Origin of the sequence: Polaribacter sp. KT25b (assembly GCF_900105145.1) — a bacterium.
GTDB lineage: Bacteria > Bacteroidota > Bacteroidia > Flavobacteriales > Flavobacteriaceae > Polaribacter.
In genome coordinates this window covers 2,217,978-2,242,125 of sequence record NZ_LT629752.1, presented here as the reverse complement: position 1 = coordinate 2,242,125, position 24,148 = coordinate 2,217,978, and the positions used below count along the sequence as shown (strand labels likewise).

Here is a 24,148-nt window from a genome sequence, read left to right as displayed (position 1 = left end):
AATTCGAGGGTTTTGTATTATACTGATATAGGTTGACCTTTTTTTTTATTAATTTACCCGTTCAAACTATTTTTTTTAGCCGTTTAGAAGGCAAAAAAATAATTTGAACTAGCTTTTAGATTAAATTTTAAGTTCAGGTAAATTTACTTTATTTTTTCGATATGATTTGTATTTGATGTTAGGATTTAAATGTACGTCAGCAGGATTTCTTAAATCTAGGCTAAAATGCTTTCTCAAATTATTGTATATATCTACAGCTTGTTTTGTGATTTCTTGAGCAATAGCAGTGTTTTTAATACAGTTTCTAAGTCCATATTCATATTTTAAAGTTCTATTAATTCTCTCAGCGATTGCATTTTCGTAAGGATCATATTGTTCTGTCATACTCATTATCATTCCATTTTCTTCGGCAAATGCTGTGTATTTAGGATTACAGTATTGAAAACCTCTATCGGAATGATGAATTAGTTTTTCATTAGGATATTTTCTGTTTTTAATAGCCATAGCAAGAGCTTCTGTACAAAGAGATGTTTTCATGTTGTTATCTAATTTATAGCCCATAATTTGCTTGGAATAAGCATCTGTTACGATTGCTAGATAATTGTGTCCATTTTCTGTTTTAATGTATGTTATATCGGTTACCCAGAGTTGTTCTGGTCTATTAGGCACTTGGTCTTTAATCAGGTTTTTATATTTTCTAAATTGATGATTCGAATCTGTTGTTGTCACGTAATTTTTAAGCTTAGGGACGAGCAAATTATGGAGCCTTAAAAAGTCGTAAAATTTATCTCTTCCCATCTTTATGTTTTGTTTTATGAAGTCAGATTTTAGTTCATCATACAGCTTAATACCACCAGTTCTCATGCCTACTTTTTTGCGATAATCTAGTACCATTACAATAAGTTTATCATAATTTATTTGTTTGATTTCTTGCTCTTTACATCTTTTGTAGAAGGCTTGTTTACTAATCCCAAAACATTCATAGAACCACTTTCTTTTAAACGGTTTTTCTTTTTTAGCTCTATCTCTTTTACTAATGTTTTGGGCAGCGACTTTTTTGATAAATCGACTCCTGTAATGATTTCCATATCGGCAATAATATCTTGCTGAAAGTCTTTGATAAACTCAAGGGCTTCAATACGTTCCTTTAATTTTTTTATTTCGTTTATTTTGCTCATTCCTGTATTTTGTTGCACTAAAGTACTATATTTTTTAATCCAATAGCCAATGGTAGTTCTAGGAATGTCATATTTTTTAGAAGCGAAGTTGGTTGAGATCTGACCATTTTGAATTTGGTCAACGACTAATAATTTAAGCTCTAAAGTTACTTTTTCGTAAGTTTTTTTTCGGCAGTGTTCATTTTGTGTTTTCATAAGTGACTATAATTAAGTGTTTAATTTTTAGTCAACCTATTTCAGGAAAGTATATTTTTGGGTATGTTTTACAACGTGTTTATATATGGTTTGTTGCGTGGTTTAAACACCTAATTTAGTAAATAATTACTGACAAAGAAAATCCGCGAGGATTTTCGTAAGTAAGCTTTTTACCAGCAATAAATTATATATGTTGTTGTAACCAGTTTTTTATTTTTTCTCTTCTTAATTCAAAATGTTCTTTTCGATTTAAACAATATTCTGAATTTGGATCATTTCCTTCAATTTTCTCTTTTTTTTCATACCAGCTCCTATTTTCTTCAAAAAACATATTTGCTTCACTCCACTTATTTTGAATTATGTAAAAATCAATAATTGATTCAAAATTTGCTATTGGGTATTTTTTTAATTTATTTATTGCAGAATCTAAAGATTTAAAGTTATCAAAGAAATCTTTTCCAGATGTTTCAAAGTTTTCACAAATTCTTTTCATTACTTTTTCATTGTCATCTTTGACTAAATCATACCAACCTGAATAATAATATTCTTTATTCCAATTTTCAATATAATCAACTCTTGTTCCATCTATTCCTCTTTCTCGCTTTTCGCCAAGATTATAAAATTCTTTTTCCCATTTTCTGTATTTAGTTGAAGTAACATTTAAGACAATATCAAATTCTACACTCAAATTTCCTTCATTGTATTTTCTACCATACCAATGAACGCTGTATAGAAAAAAATCATTTCGTTTTTTAAATTCTTGTTGTGATTTAAGGTATTTAAATTCGTTTTTTTCAAAATATGGAAATGTAAATTCTAAAAAAAGTTTAGTTATTCTTTCCATTGGTTTTAATTCCGAATAAATATGTTTTGGTTTGCTTTTTAAGAAATTAAAATTCATAATTTATGTTCAAATTTTATTTCGCTGGTAAATTGGTTACAACGTTGTTGTGTATGATTAGTTGCGTGTTTCAAGCACTAAAGTTAGTAAATAAAACACAGATAGAAAGTCCGCGAGGACTTTCGTAAATTGGCTGAAACCAAGCAATTAATTATACACGGTGTTGTAACACGTTTTTTGATTCCTTTTCACAACTGATACAACATTCTAATCCAAATTTTTCTAATGTCAAAATGTTAAAATCTTTTTCATTAGCTTTATAATTCCACCTAATATATTCTAATAGCAAGGAAATTATTTCATAGACAATTCCTTTTGATGCTTTAAATTTTTCTTTTAAGTTTTCAATTCCATAATTTTTTGTAAAACCTTCAACAAATACTTCGTCTATTTTCTGTTGAATTTCCAAATCGCTCATTTTAAGAAGGTATTTAAACTTCGATAATTTTCTTGATATTTTACATTGAAATATATTTTGAAACTGTTTCTTTAATTCGGTGATTTTATTTATAAATTCAACTTTGTTGTACTCTTTTTCAATATATCTAATACTTGAATTAGGAATTTCTACAATTAATAAATTAGAGTTGTCTTCAATTTTTTTTATATTATATGGCTCTTTAGTATATTTATCATTAAAAGCCTTAATAATCAAATCTTTTCCGATTGTTTTATTTTTAAATCTATCTGCAAAATTATTATCTCTAAACCAATCTCTATATTCTTCAATGTTTTTATCTCCTAAATCTTGAATGTCTTGAGGAATAGCGAAATCAAGATAATCTTTTTTCAAAAGTTTGCAATTAGATGAAAGATGATATTTCATTTTTCCACCTTTATTGAATACAAATGTTTTACTGTCTTCTTTTTCTGCAACTTTTTCAAAATATTCAGCGAAAAACTCATCTTCATTATCTAACATCATTTTATATTTAAATAAATACTCAATTTCAATTCGATTTAGTATATAATATATTTCTTTGTCGTTGTATATGTTATTCACAAATATATCTAAATCAATCTCATTATTGATTTTAAGTTTTTGACAGAGTTTTCCTAAATTTGATTTTGTTAGATGCGCCATTTGTATTATACTGATATAGGTTGACCTTTTTTTTATTAATTTACCCGTTCAAACTATTTTTTTTAGCCGTTTAGAAGGCAAAAAAATAATTTGAACTAGCTTTTAGATTAAATTTTAAGTTCAGGTAAATTTACTTTATTTTTTCGATATGATTTGTATTTAATGTTAGGATTTAAATGTACGTCAGCAGGATTTCTTAAATCTAGGCTAAAATGCTTTCTCAAATTATTGTATATATCTACAGCTTGTTTTGTAATTTCTTGAGCAATAGCAGTGTTTTTAATACAGTTTCTAAGCCCATATTCATATTTTAAAGTTCTATTAATTCTCTCAGCGATTGCATTTTCGTAAGGATCATATTGTTCTGTCATACTCATTATCATTCCATTTTCTTCGGCAAATGCTGTGTATTTAGGATTGCAGTATTGAAAACCTCTATCAGAATGATGAATTAGTTTTTCATTGGGATATTTTCTGTTTTTAATAGCCATAGCAAGAGCTTCTATACAAAGAGATGTCTTCATATTGTTATCTAATTTATATCCCATAATTTGCTTTGAATATGCATCTGTTACGATTGCTAGATAATTGTGTCCATTTTCTGTTTTAATGTATGTTATATCGGTTACCCAGAGTTGTTCTGGTCTATTAGGCACTTGGTCTTTAATTAGGTTTTTATATTTTCTAAATTGATGATTCGAATCTGTTGTTGTCACGTAATTTTTAAGCTTAGGGACGAGCAAATTATGGAGCCTTAAAAAGTCGTAAAATTTATCTCTTCCCATCTTTATGTTTTGTTTTATGAAGTCAGATTTTAGTTCATCATACAGCTTAATACCACCAGTTCTCATGCCTACTTTTTTGCGATAATCTAGTACCATTACAATAAGTTTATCATAATTTATTTGTTTGATTTCTTGTTCTTTACATCTTTTGTAGAAGGCTTGTTTACTAATCCCAAAACATTTATAGAACCACTTTCTTTTAAACGGTTTTTCTTTTTTAGCTCTATCTCTTTTACTAATGTTTTGGGCAGCGACTTTTTTGATAAATCGACTCCTGTAATGATTTCCATATCGGCAATAATATCTTGCTGAAAGTCTTTGATAAACTCAAGGGCTTCAATACGTTCCTTTAATTTTTTTATTTCGTTTATTTTGCTCATTCCTGTATTTTGTTGCACTAAAGTACTATATTTTTTAATCCAATAGCCAATGGTAGTTCTAGGAATGTCATATTTTTTAGAAGCGAAGTTGGTTGAGATCTGACCATTTTGAATTTGGTCAACGACTAATAATTTAAGCTCTAAAGTTACTTTTTCGTAAGTTTTTTTTCGGCAGTGTTCATTTTGTGTTTTCATAAGTGACTATAATTAAGTGTTTAATTTTTAGTCAACCTATTTCAGGAAAGTATATTTTGGCAATGAATTACAACGTTGTTGTGTTATGGAAAGTTGCGTTTAAAGTGAACGGCTATTTTCCGCAGGAAAATAGAAGTTTACAAAAATGCTACTAACTTTGTTTAAGCTAAAAATAAGCAATTTTTTATACACGGTGTTGTAATTTCGTTGTGAAACATAAGAGTGAGCAATTTTTGATTCCGTTTTCAACTTTTCAGCATTCGAGTAAATTCATACATTTTAACTTTATAAGATCTTTAAAAAAAAACGCAAAAAAAATCTGCATTTTTGGTTTCACGTTTAAGTAGCTCAAACGTATTGATTCCGCAATCATTTTCAATTCAGCATATGGATTATTTACCGTTTTAATTTTATTCAGTTTGATTAATTTCAGTTAAAATTTCTTTAACTCTTTCTAAATCTCCTTCAGAAACTTGTAATTCAACTAAAGCTATATGTGGCATTATTTGAGATGTAAATTCATTTCGTAAATAGCATTTAATTCCTTCGGATTCTAACTTGCCTTTTAAAATGAATATTTCAGATTCATTATTTGACTTTTTAATTGTTATTAAGCTCATTATTTTATTTGTTTAAATTCGTATTATTGAAATTCATTATTTTAAATTCAAAATTTGATTTGTTTTAGATTCAATTCACTATTTTTTCCTAACGTTAGTTTTTTTTGAACAATGAATTACAACGTGTTTGTACAAGGTTAGTTGCTGTGGTTAAGCAATAAAGTTACTAAATAATTACTGACCAAGAAAATCCGCGAGGATTTTCGTAAGTAATCTAAAACAAAGCAATTAATTTTGTACGGTGTTGTGCCCAGTTATTTTAAAAGGTAAATTGTTTTATTTTTTTCTCCTATTTTTTTAAATAAATTTAATTCAGCACCTTTTTTTAAATCTCTACTTGCTGTCGCTGAAGAAATATCTTTAAAAATATCCATATAATCTTTTCTCGTAAATTCAGTTTTATTTAAAGAAACAAAATATTCTAACCTATCTTTTTCATTTAATGTTCGATTATTGAAATTCAATAACTCACTTATTGAAACATCAATTACGTTTAACATATATTCAATAAATTTTGTTGATTTTCCTGAATTATCACTTTCTGCCAAAGCTTTGTAATATTCTTCTTGTCCTTTACTAATTAAAGTTTCAAAAGGTAAAAACTCAAATATTGGATATTTTTCCATTAAAATTAGAGTTTGCCATAATCTTCCCATTCTACCATTTCCATCCAAAAATGGATGTATAAATTCCATTTCGTAATGAAAAACACAACTCTTAATTAATTCAATTTCGTCTGACTTCTGCAAGTATTCAAAAAGGTCTTTCATTAAATAAGGAACATTTCCAAAAGGTGGTGCTAAATGCTCAACTTTTGAACCTTTTACAATTCCGACACTTTGTTTTCTGTATTTTCCAGAATTTTCAATTAGACCTTCCATTAAGTTTTTATGTGCTTTTAAAAAAGACTTCTCATTAGAAGGATTATATTGATCTAAATTTTCATAAATATTAATTGCATTTAAAACCTCTAAAACATCTTTTTTGGGGCCAATAACTTTTTTGTTTTCTAAAAGTGCCGTTATTTGTTCTTCGGTAAGTGTGTTTCCTTCTATTTTTAATGAAGAATGAATAGTTTTGATTCTATTCTGTTTTCTTAATTTAGGCGAGGGTTTGTTTAATAAATTAGCATTTACTTCTCCAATTTTCTCCGAAATAGAAGTTATTAATTTTAAAATAGAAGATGTTATTTCGTAAGGTGGTTTCATTTTTGATACTATCATTTGATACTATCAAAGATACAATCATTTAACTGGAATTATGTGATGAAACGGATTTTTTAATTGGGCACAACGGTTTTGTATATGGTTTGTTGCGTGATTCAGTAACTAAGTTAGCAAATAAAAACCGAATAGAAAATCCGCGAGGATTTTCGTAAGTAGGCTAGAACTAGCAATAAATTATATACGGTGTTGGCAAATCGTTTTTTCTTTTTACATTAACATTTTAAATTCAGATTATGAAAAATAAACTAAATATTAAATTATTAGATAAATTAAGCATTGAAAATTTACAAATTATAAAAACCGAAGCCGAATTAAATCTTGAAGACTTATCAAGTTCGGAAGATATTATTACAAACAAATCAAATACACTTTTTCAAGTTCTCGTTGTTATTTTCACAACAATAGTCGGCTATTTGGTCAGTCAGATTAATTCTTTTGACATAAAGTCTATTTTAATCCAAATCAGCATTGTTTTATGCATTGTTTTTGGATTCGTACTGTTCTTATTGATAAAAGTTATTTATCCGAACAAAGTCGCTTTAAAAGGTGCTTCTCCAAATAATTTAATTCAAGATTTCCTTTTTAATAAAAAATCCGATAAAAGTCAGACAAAACAGATTTTAAGGAATAGAGTTTATTCCTTAAATATCGCTATTGAAAGTAATAAAGAAAATTTAAAAAATCGTGTTCGACTTTTTGATTGGGCAAATAAATCAATTCTTATCGGACTAATAATCGTATTAATTTATTCAGCAATTTATTTCTTTACACTTCCGTCTTGATTTTCAGTTCTTTCAACATATGTATTCGAATCACGATAAGGTGTTGAATTTCCTGAACTACTATTTGAATCCGAATCGTTTGATGATGAATTGTTATTTTCGTCTTTATCACTCATAATGTTTAATTTTTGCGTTATGTCGGTCAAATGTTTGCCAACGTTGTTGTATATGGTTTGTTGCGTGTTTCAAGCACCTAATTTAGTAAATAATTACGGACAAAGAAAGTCCGCGAGGACTTTCGTAAGTAGGCGAGAAGCTAGCAATAAATTATATACGGTGTTAGCTGTAGTTTTTATTTCACATCTTCTAAAAAACTTAATTCCTTTGGATATTTTTCAAATTTTTTCACTTTGTTTTTAGCTTCTACAAAATATCTTTCCATTACATAGATAGTATTCATAGAATCCCAACTTTTCTTAATTTTTAGAATATCTCTATCGATATTTAATTCAGACTCTTCTTTCGTTAGAGTTATTTCAATTGTATGTCTTATTTTTTCATATTCAAGACCAAGTTTTCTATGAATATCTGATTTTTCATTAGGTTTTAAAAAAGTTTGTAGACCAGTAAATAAAGCAACTATAAATAATAGAAATGGTAAGAAATAATCCTTATCAAGGAAGAATAAATAAGTATTAAACCATTCATTTTTTATTTCAGGAAACTTATAAGAAAAAGCTACCATTGTTGATAAAACAAAAGCTGAAATTCCTATTCGTTTTTCAATTTTTCTATAATATTCAGATTGATAACAATGAGCATATTCTAATTGATGAACTTTTCTCATCCAATCTAAAAGCATAGTTTTTTTCTTTTCCATTTTATAGTAACTGTTTATCAATTTTTTTTAATAGTTCTGTTGGGTCTATAATCATTTTTCTATTAATAACAGATTCTGAAATATGCTTTGGACCAATCACAATAGATTTATCTAAGCCATTTTTACCTGTAAAAGAAAAAAACGTTGCAGAAGGTAAGGGTGAATTTTTATGTCCCGATTTATGTAATTTACCAGCTTCGATTTTATAGTTTCCATTCTCTAAATGTAGTTCTTCGGATGTTTGATAAAGTTCTATATCTATTTTTTCATTTACTGCTTTGGATGTGTGTTGGTTTACTTCGTTTAATGAACTGTTATAAACTACTTTGAAAAAAGAGTGATTAGAATTCTCTGAATTAATATTATAGTCAAATCTATTATTAATTATTTTTCCTGCTATAACCCAACTTTCTGCAAAAAATGTATGTGTATGAATTGAAAAGTTTTCGCATTTTTCTAAATCAATATATTCATTCAATGAATCATCCCAAATATGTAATCTTAGAAAATCAAAACTTTCTAAAGATTCATCAAATTTATAAAGTGGGATTGATAAAAATCCTTGTGAGCCGATTGATGAAATTGTATATTCTTTTGGAATAATTTTAATTGATTTTGAAATTAATTCCCAAACAGACTTTACGTCTAATTTTTGTTTGTTTTCTCTACAGTAAATTATTTCTCTAACTCCAATTAATCTATAAATCATAGATTTTATATAAATATCGGACTCTTTCTCAATGTTACTTAGAAGTTTCTCAATTGATATTCTTTTCGAATCTAAAAATATTAGTTTACAAATATCATTTTTAGACTTGATAACATCTTTAAATTCTTCTCCATAACCTTTGAGTAAAGGTTCGTAAAAAGTTTTAAATTCAGAATCGGTAATGTTTATATTTTGATTCATTAATTCGTTGGTTTTGAGTTTTGTGGCAAATTACAGCTAACGTTGTTGTATATGGTTTGTTGCGTGTTTCAAGCAACTAATTTAGTAAATAATTACGGACAAAGAAAGTCCGCGAGGACTTTCGTAAGTAGGCGAGAAGCCAGCAATAAATTATATACGGTGTTGGCGGTAGTTATTCTTTTATTCCGAATTTTTCAAGTATTTCATTAAATGAATCTACATAATTATCCTGTAATATCTGACTATCTGCAAAAGACGAATAGTCAATTACATTTACGTTTTCAAGTTTTAAATACTTTGCTGAATCATATTCTTCATCTTTTAAAGTAGAAGTCAATATAACTTGGTTGTCAAGTTTTATATATTCTTCAATCATAATATTTTCTTTTGTAGAAGATAATTCTCCTTCTCTGAAAGAATCAATTATTATAGGAAATTCAATGTTTAAAATTTTATTTAAAGCTAGTATTTTGCAAAAATAATATTCTTGTTCTTCACTTCCTGAGTATGTTTCTCCTGATTTAGTAAATAAATCTTCAAAATCTAATAATCCATCTTTATCAATTATTTTATAATAACGCATCATTTCGGATATAACACTTTCCATAATGAGTTTTTGTAAATCTTTATTTGATACAATTTTACTTTCGTTGTTATTGATTTTCTTTTGAACTTCTTCAAGTTGTTTTTGAAGTTCTGACACTATTTTATCTATATCTTTTGAATCTATTATTTCATCTTGAAATAGAATGTAATTTTTTACATCAGGTGTTGAAGTTTTTAATAATTTCTGAATTTGAGATTGTTCTTTATTTATTTCACTATTAAATTCTTGAACAATTTCTTTTTTCATAGAAATACTTTCTTGTATAGACTTTAATATGTTTTGGCGGACATAATTATTGCTTACTTCAAATTCAAATTCCTGATTAGCGAAGATAATTTTTGAACTACCGCAATCAGAACATTTAACTTTTCCTTCATTTAAACTTCTATTCAGAGAGTTTAATTCAATAATTAGATTTTCTAATTTAATCTTTCTGTTTTCTTCTCTATTTCTTTGTTTTTGTAAATCTGCAATACTTTTGTGTAATTCACTAAGTCGTTTAGATGTGTTTTTAAAATCAATATTATTTGCTGTTGAACTAATAAATGAAGCTATTTCTGGATTCTTCTTTAGAATCGTAATTTTTCTTTTTTCTGTTTTGATTTTTAAATCTATAGATTTTTTTTGTTCTTTAAGTTCTTCTATGTCATATTTGTTTGTGCTAGAAATAAGAACATTTTGCATTGCAAAAATCATATTCTTAAAGTCTTGTTTGTTGTTACGACCTTTAATGATTAAGTTAGAAGAGTTTCTTTTATCTTGACCTAAGAAAAATAATTCGTAGAATAATGTTAAATCTACGGGTTTTAATTCGCCATCTTTTTCAATCTTAGGTAATGTGTATATGTATTTGTCGAAATAATATTTAAACTCACTAATACTATTAAATACATTAAGTATATCATTCTCAAGTAGAATAATTGAGTTTCCTTTTCTTAGAAATTCGTAGCTTATTTGGTTAATAATGATGTTAGAATAAAAAAAATAACTTTTATAGTTAAAACCACTAGGGAAAATGGAATCGTAACCAATAGAATGCATAAGTCCTTGAATAACTAAGGTTTTTCCTCTGTTATTATCATTACTGAATATAATGTTAGTTGTGTTTTTAAATCTATCTTCAATAAATGCTTCTTGGCTATTTCCAAATGCTGTTTTTTTTATAATCATTGTTTTCCTTCGATTGTAATAGCAATTAAATATTTAATAGTTATTGGGGTTAAATAAGATATTCTAGGTTTATAATTATTGAATATTGTTTTAAATATTTGTTCTACGTCTGTAATGTTGTTTGATTCTATAAATTCAATTATTACCTCGCATATTTTCCAAAACTCACGATTACTATTTTTGTTAAAAAAAGCTCTTGATAAATTTGAATTACATTCTTGGACAGTATCTTTTACGTCTTCCACATCTAGTGCATTTATTAACGGATAAAAATAGAATGGAATCGATTTGTATTCGAATACTTCACAGCCGATTATTCTACTTATTATTAAGGTTTCTACATCTTTCGAAAATAAGTGTCGGTTGAACTTTAAAACATCTTTTATATTTGTTATAATCTCGTTTTCAATATAAGAATTCTTTTTACTTGATTGAATATCTCTTAAATCTTGAAAAATACTTTGATAAAATGCGTCAGTTTTAATTTCTGTTTTCTTAAACTTTGTAACTGTTTTTATATATTCATTATCAAGTTCTGTATCCTCAACAATTATTACTTTTTTAAGAAAATCCTCTTGCTTTTTATCATAATTTATAGAAGTTCCTTTTACTCTTATTACCTCTAGATTTAAACCATTTTTAATCCTCGTTAGCGTTTTATCTGCAATATTTTCAATTCCATAAGTATTTAGTTTAGCATCAATTTTATATTCAGTTTTTAAAACTGGACAAAAGAAAATAAACTCTTTAAAATCAAATGAAGAAGTGAAATTGTCAAAAAGTGTGAAAAAATATTTTCCAATCTTTTTTGGGTTTAGGTTTTTTTCATTTTTTGATTGAATATCCCAAATTTTATCTGATTTTTTATTAATTCCACTAACATCATTAAAACAGTCAAAAGCAATATATTCAACTTCTTTACTATCCTTTCTCTTTCCAATTAAATAAAGTAAAGATTTTGTTTCAAAGTCAGTAGCCTTCTTGTTATTTATTTCAGTATTTTTAAAGGTGTAATTCATTGACTTTACTTTTTCTATATGTCGTTCGTTTTAATTACCGCCAACGTTGTTATATATGGTTTGTTGCGTGGTTAAGCAACTAATTTAGTAAATAATTACTGACCAAGAAAATCCGCGAGGATTTTCGCAAGTAAGCAAAAAGAAAGCAATAAATTATATATGGTGTTGGGCTTTCGTTTTTTATTTTTCTCCAACCCAAATTTTTCCTTTTTTCAGGAAGTAAATTATGTCTTTCTCTTCATTTGGATTATCAATTAATTCTTTTCTATAATTTCCGTTTTCCAATTTTTTCAACAATTTTCTGTCAGAATAACACTCTTCAATATTTTCATACTGTTCAGATGGCCAAAGTAATTCACTTTTCCAATATTGTACTTCGTCAATTTTAGATTCCCATTTAAATTCAGAACTTAAACTATTTGTAAATGATGAGTTATTTTGTTTATAATTTACTTTTTCAAACAGGTTTTCGTAATATTCAATTCTGTCTCCGATTGCGCAAACTACTTGAGATTTAGAGATTCTTGGTTCGTAAATCCAGATTTTTAAATAATATGGTTTCTCCGATTTATCTAATTCTACTTTCCAACTATCATAGATTTTTTCAAGACCATTTAGTATCTCATTTTTAGCTTTTCCTTTCGGTTCTGGAATTTGGCTATTAGTCAGACTTATATTGTCCCAAGGTTGAACGTAAACTTTAGAGTAATGATATTTATATTCAGATAATTGTTCAATATCTAATTTCAAGTATTCTTCAACCCAATTTTGGATTTTAGCTACTTTCTTTTTTAAACCTCTAATTTTCTTGTATTTCACGATTTTTCTTAAATGAAGCCCAACGTTGTTTTGTATGGAAAGTTGCGATTTTGTGAACGAGGAATTTCCAGCGGAAATTCAGAAGTTTACAAAAAAGCAACAAGTTTTAAATTAAACTAAATTAAGCAATTTTTTATACAAGGTGTTGGCAATAGTTATTAGTTATATTCTTTTATGTTTATTAAAAACTTTTTTTCGTTCTTTTCTAATATGTCACCATATTCTATATCTGTATTTTCGTGCTTGAAGCTTAAACAAATTTTTTCTATATAATTCATATTAACTTTTGGATGGATTAGTTTAGAAAGTTCACAACCAATTTTAGTAAATGATAATACTTGGATATTTCTTTCTGGTGAATTCTGTTTTCTTTTTATTTTAAATCCTTTATTGCCATAAGTAATATAAATATTTTTATCATTGTTATTAGTTGGTTCAAAACTAATTACAAAACTGTTTTCACTTGAAATTAAACCTAATTCAACCATTAATAAACAATCATTAAACGTAATGCCAAATTCTTCTTTTATAAATTTTCCTTTGTCATTATTTATAATTACAGTATATTCATTAACTTTAATTTTTAATTCCGCAAATTTTGTAAATATTTCAGCTTCTTCTTTAGAAAGGTTTTTCAATACTTCTAAAGTTCGTTTAGAATAGGATTTTGGTTTTTTTGTTTCTCCTGCAAGAATTCTTCCCCACAAAGCCTGCATTTCCTCATCAGTAGTATCTTGGACTAAATTAAAAAATCTTTTAGACCAATCTTTATCTACAGGTTCTTCAGATATATTATCTTCATTTTTTAGCTGTTCAGCAGCAATTTCAACAACATTATCTATGCTCTTTTGTCTTTCAGTTTCGTTAAAAAGTAATCTTTCTTGAATTCTTAAATACGTTTCCGCTTCTAGTACTTTTCCTTCTGCAAGAGCTTTTGATTTAGCTTGTTCAATAATTCCAATTTCATAGGCTTTAGAATCTGCCTCTTTTCTGATTGCTCTAGGTTTGTATAAGGTTCCTATTCCTTTACTAATAACGTCAATTAGTTTTTCAAAGGGTTTTCCTTCTAATTTGATAAGGTTAATTTCAGGCATAGATTTTTTTTTTAATTATTGCCAACGGTCTCGTATATGAAACGTAGCGTATAAAAAGACGCTAACTTTTCAGATTATGCACGAGCCAAATTTTTAAATTTTACTTTTTATCTTTATTTATCTAAAAGCCAAATTTAAAAATTTGGCGTTCTTGGCAAATACACACAAACCTCTCGGAAAGCCTGTAATAGCTATGTTTTATATACATTGTTGTAAGTAGTGCTTTTTTCATTCACTTACTTAATTTCAAAATCCGAAACGCTCCTTGAATTACCAAAATAAAAACGATTGTTCCGATAATCAAATCAGGTTTACTCGAACTCAACCAGTTTACCAAAATCCCAGCAATTATTACTCCTAAATTGATAATCACGTCATTTGATGTAAAAATCATACTCGCTTTCATATGAGCCTCTTCTTTGCTTTTTGACTTTTGCAAAATATAAAGACAAATTCCGTTTGCGATAAGTGCAAAAATCGAAACGATAATCATTGTCGAAAAATCGGGAAGTTTCTCGTCTCCAAAAAACCTTCTTAAAACTTCCACAAATCCAATAATCGCAAGTGTTATTTGAAAATATCCAGCAAGTTTTGCAATCCGCTTTTTCTTAACTATAGTTCCTCCAACCGCAAACAAACTAATTCCGTACACGAAACTGTCGGCAAGCATATCCAAACTGTCTGCAACAAGTCCCATTGATTTTGAGATAATTCCTGTTGTCATTTCGATAATGAAAAAGACAAAATTGATTGCAAGTACAGACCAAAGTAGCTTTTTTTGGTTTGCGTTTTCTTTAAATTCCGTTTGGTCGGTTTGTTCCGTTGAGATTTTTTTTCCGCCTAAATTTAGTTCAATAACGGACTTTTCGATTTGGTCAGATTCTCCGCTGTGAAAAACAGTCAGTTTTCGGTTCGGAATATCAAAGTCCAAATTCGCAATACTTGAAATTCCGTCCAATTTCATTCGGATTAGATTTTCCTCTGAAGGACAGTCCATTTTGGTAATTTCAAATATTGTTTTATTCATTCGGTTTCTGGGTTTTTCGGCATTACTTACAACGTGTTTGTATATGGTTTGTTGCGTGGTTTAAGCAACTAATTTAGTAAATAATTACCGACCAAGAAAGTCCGCGAGGACTTTCGTAAGTAGGCAATAAGCCAGCAATAAATTATATACGGTGTTGTGCATAGTGCTTATCCTTTCAGTTTTGATATAGCACTTAATATTTTTTCAAATGCAGGAATAGATAAACCTTCAGATTCTTTTGTGTCTAAAAAGTCATTGTCCTTACTATTGCCAAAATATTTTTCTACTAATTTTTCTTTAATAATTTGTTTTTTATCATCTGAAAGACCTTCAATGAAAGGGTTTATTGAGGCTAATTCTAATTCAGCATTTCTGTTAATCGTTTCTAACTTTCTATGTTTTGATGACTCACGTGCAGCATAAGTCGCAGGATAAGAAAGAGCAGCAGCAGCAACTAACCTAATTAAAGACTTTGTCCAGTCAAATCCTAATGAACTTAAATCAATAATTGTCCATACTAAAAGACCTGAAAAAATACTCATAAATACAATAGCAAATCCTCTCCAAAAATTAGCACTTTCTTTATGACTGTTCGCTATATTTTGATAGTTACCAGTAACTCCAACATTTCCGATAAGATTAACCAATTTTTTTGCTTCTGAATGTTTTGTCTCTAATTTTTCTACTAAACCAGTTGTGTCAGTATCAATACTGCTTTTTAATTCGTCAATTTCTTTACGAAAAACTTCCTTTGATTTATCTATTTCCGCACGATAAGTTTTTTTATCGTTTTCGAAATTTTGATTATGTTCTGATTTTATATTATTAAAACTGGTTTGGAAAGTGGAATTAAGATTTAGAATTTCTGTTTCTTTTCCATCTATTAATTTTAGTAATCTTTGAATTTCCGATTCTTTAGTTGTTAAATCAGTCTTAAACTTAGTGATTTCAGTTTTTAGCTCGTCTTTTTCTTTTTCTAAAGATTTGTATTTATTCTTAACTGTTTTTTCAAATTCGGCAATTTTTCGGGAAAAATTAAAATCTGCTTTTGCAACAGGAATAGGGAAATTTTTTATTTTAGTTATTGCAGCATTAAAATTGTTTGTGGCATTTGTTAAATGTCCTTGGTTGTTATTTCCTATAAATTTATTTATGTTAGAAATACCTGCATTTAATTCGGCACTTAGAGAGTCTAATTCCGTTTGTAGAACTAAATCAGGAATTGTTAATTTTACTCGCTGATTAATGTATGAGAAAACTGTTTGAAAAAAAGAGAGCTTTTCTAAATCAATTTTCTCTTTGTTTTCTTCATTCTCTAAAATTTCTTTTAACGAATTTAATCTGTCAAAGATGTTATGATTTTCGAAGCTTTCTGATGTCATAATTTTATTAGTTTTCGTTGGTTTTTCGCATTATGCACAACGGGTTATATGCAATCAAATATATTGTTTTTTGGTTAAATATTTCGGGATAATAAAACATTTTCCTTGTCTTTATTTATCTTATTTAGTTTTTGCAAAGCAATATCTAACGGATTTTGAATTTCCATTAAATCTTTTCGCTTTACATGAGTATAAATCATTGTTGTTTCTGGTTTTGCGTGTCCTAATAAAGATTGAATATATCTAATGTCAACTCCGTTTTCTAATAAATGGGTCGCATAACTATGCCTTAGCGTATGCGGAGTGACAGTTTTTTTTATTCTAGCTTTAGCGCAACTTTTCCTTAAAAATTGTCTTACACTTTCGGCACTATATTTACCATCATTTTGACCTTCTACAAAGTATTTTTTTGGTTTGTATGAATGATAATAATTAGATAATAAAGGTAAAAAACTATCAGCTAAACTTATATATCTGTCTTTTCTTCCTTTACCATTTTTTACAATTAATTGTTTTCTTTCAATATGAAAATCTACTAATTTTAAATTAATTAACTCACTAATTCTTAGTCCACAAGAGTAAATTAATGTTAAAATAGCTCTGTGTTTTAGGTTTTGTGTGCATCTAATAATTTCTAAAACTTCTTCTTGTGATAAAACACTAGGAAGCTTTCTTGATTTTTTAGGTCTCTCTAAAATTAAATCATTAATTTTTGTATGTGGATAAAAAGCTATGAAAATTTTTAATGCACTAACAAACTGCCTTTGAGAACTAATCGAATAATTTCGTTCTATAAAAACTTTTTCTATAAAGAGTTCAACATCTCTATTTGTTAATTCATCTAAAGACCTTTTTGTATAATAACTAACAAAATCAGCAACAAAGAAAGTGTAGGTTTGTATAGTACTTTTGCTATATCTTTTTCCTTTTAGATATAAGTAAAAATTATTTAAAAGTTTTTTTTGATTATTTGTTAAATCTCTTTTAAAAAGCACTTTTTTTGGAAGTTTACTATCATCAATTGTGGTTATATTTTTAAAAGTATTTAAAATTATATCTAAATTTTCTTTAGAGTATTTTATTTGCCAAGATCTTAATGTTTTATTCCAACTGGCATCAGGAATTTTTCTCATTAAATTAATTATAGTATCACTATACTTGAACTTTACAAGCAGTTGAGATACTTTTTTATAATTCTCTTGTTCTAAAAATATAGTAGGATTTTTTTTCATAGCTTTTAAATTTAATGAAAATTATCTTAATAACGCAATTACTTAAAGAAATGTTAAAAATTAACTATTATTTAACATTTTTAATTTAAACCATAAATAAGTATTCTATGTCAAAGAAAGCGAATACTAATCAACACAAACTGAAAATGAAAAGAGCATTACTATTATTTTCGTTATTTATTTCTATATCATTATTTTCTCAAAAATTTACCTTAGAAGGTGTCCTAAAAGATCAATATTTTGATGTTTTAAATGGAGCAACTGTTTATTTGCAAAGTATAAAAGATAGTATTCCTATTGCATATGGTATTACAAATAAAAAAGGTGAATTTTCTTTACCTGTAAATGCAGGAACCGACACAAAAATTATTTTTAATATCGCGTATTTAGGTTATAAACCTTACGTAAAAAATATTGATGTACCCAAAGGAGGAGAATTAAATATGGGAGATATTATATTAAGTAATCAAATAGAAGAATTGGATGTTATAACTATCATTTCACGTGCGCCTCCTGTATTAATAAAAAAGGATACAGTAGAATATAATGCCGATAGTTTTAAAACTTTACCTAATGATAAGGTGGAAGATTTATTAAAAAAATTACCTGGTGTAGATATAGACTTAGATGGTGTTATAACCGTAAATGGCATAGAAGTTTCTGCTATAAATGTTGATGGAATGAAGTTTTTTGGTGAACAAAAAGGAGATATCGCTTTAAAAAACTTGCCAAGTAATGTTGTTAATAAAGTTCAGGTTACAGATTATAAAACAGATAATCAAAAATTTACAGGAGAGGAATCTGATTCTGGAACCAAAGAGATCAATTTTACAATTAAAAAAGGAAAAAACAGAGCTACTTTTGGTGATGTAAAATTAGGATATGGAACCGATGAAAAATATCAAGCAAATGCAAATATTTTTAAACTAATTGATGGAAAACAAATAGGTCTTATTGCTGGTACAAATAATATAAATTTATCAAAAGGTTTTAATTCTTTGCCAGATACAGATACTAGTAATGGGTATATTGAGTCAGATTTTATTGGTGCAAATTACACAAAAGGAAAATGGAACGAAAACAGAATAAATGGTAATTATAGATACAGTGCTCAAAGTAGAGATTTTGATCAGGTAAGTCATAAAGAAACTTTTTTGCCTAATTTAAATTATATTACAGATTCTAAGAATAGTAGTTTTACAGATTCTGAAGGTCATACTGCAGGTGCGGATTTAGTCTTTATTTTAAAACCAAAAAAGAATATTTCTACTAAAAAAGTTAGGCTATCAAACAAAATGGATTTTAAAAATTCTAGTAAAGAATCTGGTGCCATAGTAGATAAAGATTCGTATTATAATAATGGTGATTTAGTGAGCGATTTTAATTCAAAAAACGAATCGACATCTTTAAGTAATGAATTTAAAAATGATTTTAGTGTAACTTCTGTTTTAAATAATAAAGCAGATTATTTTAATATAAATTTAGGTACAGATTTTAGTAAAGATGAATCAGATAGTAAAAAGTATTCAGAAAATATACTTACAAGTAGTGGTGAAACTATTGTTCAAAATCAAGTAACTACATCAGACAGTAATAATAGTAATATTAGTTTTAATGCCTTTTTAAGTAAAGAGCTTTTCACTAATTTTAGGTTGATGCCAAGATACAACGCAACAATTAATTCTAAAAAAACAGAAAATTATATTTACGATTTTGATAAAACATCAGAAGAATATAATAATTTTAATGATCTATTAAGTTCTGATAGTAAATACGTTACAACTACATTAAAACCAGCGTTAAAATTAAGGTATCAATATAAAGAATTTCGTTTTGATGTAGAAGGTGCTTATACAAATACATATAGAAATTATGAAGACGAGTTGGTAACTGCTCGCGATTTTAAGGCAGATTTTCAATATTTTACCTATTCAGGAAGAATTCGTTATAAGGATATAAATGGATATAAAAACATTTCTTTGCAATATGATCAAAATGTAGATTTACCATCAGTAAGTCAATTACAACCTGTAGAAGATGTTAGTGATATTACTCATGTAGTTGTTGGTAATCCACTTTTAGAACCAGGAGTAATTCATAATGTAAGATTTCTTTATCAGAATAATTTAGCATATAATAACATAAATATTTCTGGAAATGCGAAAGCTCAATTTGTTAAAAATAAAATAATTAATTCTACTACTACAGATGTAGATTTAAATAGATTTACAACATATAGTAATATAGATGGAGATTATTCATACTCAGGAAATTTTGCTGTTTCGAAATCTTATTTTAGTAGAAAAACAAACATTAATTTAAATGTACGTTTTAATGCGAGTTATAAAAATAGTTTATCAATTCAAAATGAAGTAAAATTTACAGCAAAAACAACTGTATTAAGACCTTCATTTTCTTTTAGATATGCATATGATAATAAGATTGATGTAAGCACAACATATAGTTACAGTAAAAATAAGAGCGTTTATGATACCGATGAATTTAATGATAATAGCTATTTTGTGCAGAACTTAGATTTAGAAACTAATGTGTTTTTTCTTAAAAATGCATTCTTTTCTAATAGAGTTTCATATCGTTATAACAGTAGAGTTGGAGACGAATTTGATGGAGATGCTATTTTTTGGAATGCAGGTTTAGGTGTTGAATTATGGGATAATCAAGCAACACTTTCTTTGGTTGCTTATGATATGCTTGGAAAAAATAATGGTTATAGAAGATCTGTAACAGAAACATATATTCAAGATGTAGAAAATAAAATTTTAGAACAATATTTTATGCTAACCTTTACATATAAATTTGGAACTTTTGCAGGTCAAAAAATAAATGTAAAAGGAGTTAAGAAAGGTGGTAGAGGACGATCCAGAAAAAAGTTTTAAAAATTTGTATTATACTGATATAGGTTGACCTTTGTTTAGGTGTACTTTATACCATTCAAATTATTTTTTTAGCTGTTTAAAAGGTAAAAAATATTTTTAATTAGGTTTGTTTTAAATTGTTAGTTCAGTCAAATTCACATTATTTTTTCAAAATGATTTATATTTGATATTCGAATTTAAATGTACGTCAGCTGGTTTTTCTTAAATCTAGGCTATAATGGGGTCTTAAATTATTGAAAGTATATACAGTTTTTTGTTAGCTTTTGAGTAATAACAGTATTTTTAATACAATTTCTCAGTCCACATTTATATTTTAAAGTTGTATTAATTCGCTTTGCAATAGCATTTTCAAACGGATCATATTATTCTGTTATACTGATAGTTATGTTGTTTTCTTCAGCAAAGGCTGTATATTTAGAATTACAATATTGAAAACTTTATCATATACATTTTCCATTCTTTCTAGTTTTCCTTTTTTTGGATTTCGGAAGGAGAAATAGATATACCAACGCTTGGATAAATCTCCTTTTGCTGTATAGAATTTTGGGGAGGAAAAAGGTGCTAAAATTTTAGAATCGTGTTCCAAATCGTGTTCAATTTTAGTTGTAAAGATAAGGTAATCATAAATTGATTGCATAAAAAAACAGTTTAGAGACCTAAACTGTTGTTTTTTACTGATTTAAAATAGTAGCGAGAACGGGATTTGAACCCGTGACCTCAGGGTTATGAATTTGATATAAAATTCAAAATTTCACCCTTTTACGTGCTTTTTTAACCAAATCGTGTACTGAATCGTGTACTCTGATTTATAAATAATTTCTACTCAAATGTAATAATAAATGAGATACAAAAAATGAATTTGAATGTTTAGTTTAAGTTTTTTAAATCATCAGGTTTTAGATGTTGAAATTATATAATAATTGTTAAATATTTTAGGATTATTTTTAATATTACAATCTTATTAAGTGGTTTTTTTTATTGATAATGTAATAATTACAAGTAATCATTTATTAATAGTTAAATTTTTAGTCAAATTAATACCGTTTATATATATTTGACAAAAAAAAGCTATGAAAAACATATTCTCTTTATTTGTTGGTGTGTTTACTTTAAACGTTAAATATTCACAATACGCAATGGTCACTACAATTGGAAAATCCACCAAGATAGTAGGCTCATCTTCTTTCAATATTAGGCAAATAAGTTACACTCCTTTTCACAATTTAGCCAAGGACTTCGATAGCTATACGAATTCTGTATAATTCAATTTTAAATCCCAAAACAATAATTGTAACTAATCTTTTTCGATAGAGTGACGAAGTTATTTGAATTAATTTAAGGTTCTTACGGTTAGCCGTAAGAATTAAATAAGAGAAGGTTTTAATTTTGATAAAAAATTGGAAACCTAAATTATTTTAAAATTTTTTATTGTTTTTGAAGATGCTTTCTATTCCATTGATCTTGGATTATTTGGAAAGCTTAAAATGAGTATATAAATTATGTAATATTCTACAAACAATAAAATTTCGAAAACTTTTAGAAAGATGCCTAAATTAAAATATTAAGTATTAAAAAAACGCTATGAAAAAATTAAAGAAAAAGAATTTTGTAATTACGATCTTGTTTATATTATTATTTAAATGCTCCTACACACAAATTACATTTAATAAAATCCCTTTAAATAAACAGCTAGTAGGTAGGGATCTAACAACTAATATTGGTAATATAATCATTGAAGGGTCAGTAAGTAACTTAGCAATTTATTACAGCTCAATTGAAGTTGAACTCTACCGAAATAATAAGATTCAGACTACAACAACTAAAACTCTAAATTACAGCTCTAATAGTGCATCATTTAATTTTAATATCCCAATTCTAGCAGAACTAGTTAATTATTCAATTAAGATTTATGGATTATCGGAAAGTACAAGAACTCTAGAAAAGGAGGTTACAGATATTGTCGCAGGTGATGTTTATATTATTCAAGGGCAGTCTAATGCAATTGCATTCAATTATGGAAGTTCTAATAGTTATGTTAGCAATTTCATTCGTGTATTTGGTAAAGGAACTGATAATGCAATAGATTTACAAAATAATTCCAATTGGTTTATTGGAATTGGTGATGCGGGAACCGGTACAAATGGAAATACTGGACAGTGGGGTTTAAAACTCGCTAATAACATAATTAACACCAATAATATTCCTATTGCAATATTTAATGGAGCAGATGGAGCAAAAAGTATTAACTTTTTTCAAGCCCCTGAAAACTACCAAACATCTTTAGCTTCAAATTATTCTCGATTATACTATAGGCTTAAGACTTCAGGTCTTACTGATTACGTTAGAGCTGTACTTTGGTCTCAAGGAGAAAGTGATGGAAACAGCACGACTATAACTCAATATAAAAATTTATTTATTGAATTAAAAAAATCTTGGCTAACAGATTATCCCAATATAAAACAAATTTATATTTTTCAAACAAAAAATGGATGCGGTGGTTTTTTAATGTACATTAAAGAAGCACAAAGACAGCTTGCTTATGAAAATTCAGATGTACAAATTATGGTTACAGCTGCTATGACACATCATACAGATAATTGTCATTTTCCTTTTATAGATGGTTACGAAAAATTTGCTGATAGAATATTTCCTTTAGTTCAGATGGATTTATACGGCGGAACTACATCTTCAGAGATAAACCCTCCAATGATAACCAATGCATACTTATCAAGTGAGGTTACATTAGTAATTGAAACGGATGCAAACCAATTATCAATACCAACAATTGCAGAAGATTTTGAATTATCAAATGCGGGCTCTTCTGTAATAACCAATATACAGACCTCTAAAAGTGATATCATTTTTACGCTATCAGAATACCCAGGAGCTAACCCGGAAATCTCTTATTTTGCACAAAATTCAGGCTCTGGAAACTTTATTGTCAATACTAATAATCTAGAATTAGTCTGTTTCTATAAATATCCTATAAAAACTAATATTCTATCTATTAATAATCTAAACCTAAATGACAAAATATTAGTATATCCAAACCCAACAGATGCAGTATTTTTTGTTAAGTTACCCATTACTAAAGACAAAATAAGGGTTAAAATACTAGATTTATTAGGTAAAAAGATATTTGATGAGAATTATTATTCAAATGAATTTAGAATTGAACTACCAAACGCAGAAGTTGGTATGTATTTGTTGAAGCTTGAATTAAATAATAAAATTTACACAAAAAAAATCATTATCAACTAATATTTTTGATATTAAATAAAATGCAAGAAATGAAACTTCAAAATTATTTTTTATAAAATCATATTCAAATTACAAAACAAAAATAAATCAAAATGTTGATTATGAGTTAATTGTGATTTTTGTTTATTTGATCAGAGAGATTCAATCACTTTATATTATATAATCTAAATATTGTTATGGTTTAGAATTAATCAAAAAAAAACGTCTAAATTAAGTAGGGCTCAACATTTCTAATACCTCTAAATTGATCTTTAAATATTTTAATTTTAGGAATTCATCGATGCTTGGCTGACTCTAGTATTAAGATATTTATTTTTGTTACATTTGAGAGTATATTCACAAAAGTTATAATTATAGTTTGTTATGATCTCTTTTGGTTTACCCAATATAATACAGGTGAAAAACATTAACCTAAGAAGTTTCGTCTTGATAGCTTGAAGTTTTTTTTTAGATATTTCTTATCTCTTTTAGATTTATTCTTTATGAAAGATCACATTTATCTTTTTATATAAATAATGTCCATTATATAACAGAATAAGATAAAAAGTTTAACAGCAAGTAAAA

22 protein-coding genes are annotated in these 24,148 nt (G+C 27.1%); 3 read left to right on the top strand and 19 right to left on the bottom strand.

All coding sequences use genetic code 11. From position 1 onward, the window contains the following. Positions 1-120 precede the first annotated feature (120 nt). The 8 genes from BLT70_RS09695 to BLT70_RS09660 form a co-directional block, all read right to left on the bottom strand. Positions 121-969: an IS3 family transposase gene (locus BLT70_RS09695; RefSeq protein ID WP_231962852.1), complete on the bottom strand. Its 849-nt coding sequence runs from the start codon at positions 967-969 to the stop codon at positions 121-123. Continuing rightward, positions 915-1,373, bottom strand: coding sequence for a helix-turn-helix domain-containing protein (locus BLT70_RS09690; RefSeq protein WP_091893387.1), 459 nt, complete (start codon positions 1,371-1,373; stop codon positions 915-917). Before BLT70_RS09690 ends, BLT70_RS09695 begins: the two co-directional genes overlap by 55 nt. Positions 1,374-1,557: 184 nt before the next feature. Further along, complete coding sequence (locus tag BLT70_RS09685) at positions 1,558-2,274, bottom strand: hypothetical protein (RefSeq protein WP_091893929.1); 717 nt, start codon at positions 2,272-2,274, stop codon at positions 1,558-1,560. 151 nt (positions 2,275-2,425) lie between these two features. Then, positions 2,426-3,196 carry a hypothetical protein gene (locus tag BLT70_RS09680; protein ID WP_157691873.1) on the bottom strand — a complete coding sequence of 257 codons (771 nt, stop codon included), beginning with the start codon at positions 3,194-3,196 and terminating at the stop codon, positions 2,426-2,428. A 269-nt stretch (positions 3,197-3,465) separates the two neighbouring features. Continuing rightward, the gene (locus BLT70_RS09675; RefSeq protein WP_231962851.1) at positions 3,466-4,314 is read right to left on the bottom strand and encodes an IS3 family transposase; all 849 of its coding nucleotides are present in this window, start codon (positions 4,312-4,314) and stop codon (positions 3,466-3,468) included. Continuing rightward, positions 4,260-4,718, bottom strand: coding sequence for a helix-turn-helix domain-containing protein (locus BLT70_RS09670; protein WP_091893087.1), 459 nt, complete (start codon positions 4,716-4,718; stop codon positions 4,260-4,262). The genes BLT70_RS09675 and BLT70_RS09670 overlap by 55 nt, the downstream gene beginning before the upstream one ends. A 410-nt stretch (positions 4,719-5,128) precedes the next feature. Then, entirely contained in the window at positions 5,129-5,338 is a 210-nt protein-coding gene (locus tag BLT70_RS09665; RefSeq protein ID WP_091893925.1) for a DUF2007 domain-containing protein, read from the bottom strand. 254 nt (positions 5,339-5,592) lie between these two features. Further along, positions 5,593-6,561: a Fic family protein gene (locus BLT70_RS09660; protein WP_231962662.1), complete on the bottom strand. Its 969-nt coding sequence runs from the start codon at positions 6,559-6,561 to the stop codon at positions 5,593-5,595. 236 nt (positions 6,562-6,797) lie between these two features. Between BLT70_RS09660 and BLT70_RS09655 the strand changes: the two genes are divergently transcribed. Next, entirely contained in the window at positions 6,798-7,346 is a 549-nt protein-coding gene (locus tag BLT70_RS09655; RefSeq protein ID WP_091893921.1) for a hypothetical protein, read from the top strand. On the opposite strand, the gene BLT70_RS17145 is transcribed toward BLT70_RS09655, so the two are convergent. The 10 genes from BLT70_RS17145 to BLT70_RS09610 form a co-directional block, all read right to left on the bottom strand. Beyond that, positions 7,322-7,462: a hypothetical protein gene (locus BLT70_RS17145; protein WP_157691872.1), complete on the bottom strand. Its 141-nt coding sequence runs from the start codon at positions 7,460-7,462 to the stop codon at positions 7,322-7,324. The two genes, BLT70_RS09655 and BLT70_RS17145, sit on opposite strands and share 25 nt — an antisense overlap. A gap of 176 nt (positions 7,463-7,638) precedes the next feature. Then, entirely contained in the window at positions 7,639-8,166 is a 528-nt protein-coding gene (locus BLT70_RS09650) for an SLATT domain-containing protein (protein ID WP_091893919.1), read from the bottom strand. Between the two features lies 1 nt (position 8,167). Continuing rightward, on the bottom strand, positions 8,168-9,076 hold the full coding sequence (locus BLT70_RS09645; RefSeq protein ID WP_091893917.1) for a hypothetical protein: 909 nt from the start codon (positions 9,074-9,076) through the stop codon (positions 8,168-8,170). Between the two features lie 172 nt (positions 9,077-9,248). Then, positions 9,249-10,853 carry a hypothetical protein gene (locus tag BLT70_RS09640; protein ID WP_091893916.1) on the bottom strand — a complete coding sequence of 535 codons (1,605 nt, stop codon included), beginning with the start codon at positions 10,851-10,853 and terminating at the stop codon, positions 9,249-9,251. Further along, positions 10,850-11,872, bottom strand: a complete 1,023-nt coding sequence (locus BLT70_RS09635) for a hypothetical protein (RefSeq protein WP_091893914.1) — start codon at positions 11,870-11,872, stop codon at positions 10,850-10,852. Before BLT70_RS09635 ends, BLT70_RS09640 begins: the two co-directional genes overlap by 4 nt. Positions 11,873-12,052: 180 nt before the next feature. After that, positions 12,053-12,691, bottom strand: a complete 639-nt coding sequence (locus BLT70_RS09630; protein WP_091893912.1) for a hypothetical protein — start codon at positions 12,689-12,691, stop codon at positions 12,053-12,055. A 158-nt stretch (positions 12,692-12,849) separates the two neighbouring features. Then, on the bottom strand, positions 12,850-13,785 hold the full coding sequence (locus BLT70_RS09625) for a DUF2806 domain-containing protein (RefSeq protein ID WP_091893910.1): 936 nt from the start codon (positions 13,783-13,785) through the stop codon (positions 12,850-12,852). A gap of 232 nt (positions 13,786-14,017) precedes the next feature. Beyond that, positions 14,018-14,812, bottom strand: coding sequence for a cation transporter (locus BLT70_RS09620; protein ID WP_091893908.1), 795 nt, complete (start codon positions 14,810-14,812; stop codon positions 14,018-14,020). Between the two features lie 167 nt (positions 14,813-14,979). Beyond that, positions 14,980-16,194 (bottom strand): hypothetical protein, encoded by a 1,215-nt coding sequence (locus BLT70_RS09615; RefSeq protein ID WP_091893906.1) that lies wholly within the window; start codon positions 16,192-16,194, stop codon positions 14,980-14,982. A gap of 74 nt (positions 16,195-16,268) precedes the next feature. Then, positions 16,269-17,426: a site-specific integrase gene (locus tag BLT70_RS09610; RefSeq protein WP_091893904.1), complete on the bottom strand. Its 1,158-nt coding sequence runs from the start codon at positions 17,424-17,426 to the stop codon at positions 16,269-16,271. A 146-nt stretch (positions 17,427-17,572) separates the two neighbouring features. On the opposite strand from BLT70_RS09610, the gene BLT70_RS09605 reads away from it, so the two are divergent. Continuing rightward, positions 17,573-20,323, top strand: coding sequence for an outer membrane beta-barrel protein (locus tag BLT70_RS09605; protein WP_157691871.1), 2,751 nt, complete (start codon positions 17,573-17,575; stop codon positions 20,321-20,323). A 382-nt stretch (positions 20,324-20,705) separates the two neighbouring features. Here BLT70_RS09605 and BLT70_RS09600 read toward each other — a convergent pair whose 3' ends face one another. After that, positions 20,706-20,960 carry a hypothetical protein gene (locus BLT70_RS09600; protein WP_091893900.1) on the bottom strand — a complete coding sequence of 85 codons (255 nt, stop codon included), beginning with the start codon at positions 20,958-20,960 and terminating at the stop codon, positions 20,706-20,708. A gap of 944 nt (positions 20,961-21,904) precedes the next feature. Between BLT70_RS09600 and BLT70_RS09590 the strand changes: the two genes are divergently transcribed. After that, on the top strand, positions 21,905-23,584 hold the full coding sequence (locus tag BLT70_RS09590) for a T9SS type A sorting domain-containing protein (protein ID WP_091893896.1): 1,680 nt from the start codon (positions 21,905-21,907) through the stop codon (positions 23,582-23,584). Positions 23,585-24,148: the final 564 nt, after the last annotated feature.

Coding starts and splice junctions, on each gene's coding strand:
- BLT70_RS17145 (WP_157691872.1), bottom strand. CDS start 7,462: ATGAGTGATAAAGACGAAAATAACAATTCATCATCAAACGATTCGGAT.
- BLT70_RS09645 (WP_091893917.1), bottom strand. CDS start 9,076: ATGAATCAAAATATAAACATTACCGATTCTGAATTTAAAACTTTTTAC.
- BLT70_RS09625 (WP_091893910.1), bottom strand. CDS start 13,785: ATGCCTGAAATTAACCTTATCAAATTAGAAGGAAAACCCTTTGAAAAA.
- BLT70_RS09605 (WP_157691871.1), top strand. CDS start 17,573: ATGAAAAGAGCATTACTATTATTTTCGTTATTTATTTCTATATCATTA.
- BLT70_RS09610 (WP_091893904.1), bottom strand. CDS start 17,426: ATGAAAAAAAATCCTACTATATTTTTAGAACAAGAGAATTATAAAAAA.
- BLT70_RS09620 (WP_091893908.1), bottom strand. CDS start 14,812: ATGAATAAAACAATATTTGAAATTACCAAAATGGACTGTCCTTCAGAG.
- BLT70_RS09670 (WP_091893087.1), bottom strand. CDS start 4,718: ATGAAAACACAAAATGAACACTGCCGAAAAAAAACTTACGAAAAAGTA.
- BLT70_RS09685 (WP_091893929.1), bottom strand. CDS start 2,274: ATGAATTTTAATTTCTTAAAAAGCAAACCAAAACATATTTATTCGGAA.
- BLT70_RS09600 (WP_091893900.1), bottom strand. CDS start 20,960: ATGCAATCAATTTATGATTACCTTATCTTTACAACTAAAATTGAACAC.
- BLT70_RS09615 (WP_091893906.1), bottom strand. CDS start 16,194: ATGACATCAGAAAGCTTCGAAAATCATAACATCTTTGACAGATTAAAT.
- BLT70_RS09665 (WP_091893925.1), bottom strand. CDS start 5,338: ATGAGCTTAATAACAATTAAAAAGTCAAATAATGAATCTGAAATATTC.
- BLT70_RS09640 (WP_091893916.1), bottom strand. CDS start 10,853: ATGATTATAAAAAAAACAGCATTTGGAAATAGCCAAGAAGCATTTATT.
- BLT70_RS09660 (WP_231962662.1), bottom strand. CDS start 6,561: ATGATAGTATCAAAAATGAAACCACCTTACGAAATAACATCTTCTATT.
- BLT70_RS09590 (WP_091893896.1), top strand. CDS start 21,905: ATGAAAAAATTAAAGAAAAAGAATTTTGTAATTACGATCTTGTTTATA.
- BLT70_RS09680 (WP_157691873.1), bottom strand. CDS start 3,196: ATGTTAGATAATGAAGATGAGTTTTTCGCTGAATATTTTGAAAAAGTT.
- BLT70_RS09690 (WP_091893387.1), bottom strand. CDS start 1,373: ATGAAAACACAAAATGAACACTGCCGAAAAAAAACTTACGAAAAAGTA.
- BLT70_RS09635 (WP_091893914.1), bottom strand. CDS start 11,872: ATGAATTACACCTTTAAAAATACTGAAATAAATAACAAGAAGGCTACT.
- BLT70_RS09655 (WP_091893921.1), top strand. CDS start 6,798: ATGAAAAATAAACTAAATATTAAATTATTAGATAAATTAAGCATTGAA.
- BLT70_RS09650 (WP_091893919.1), bottom strand. CDS start 8,166: ATGGAAAAGAAAAAAACTATGCTTTTAGATTGGATGAGAAAAGTTCAT.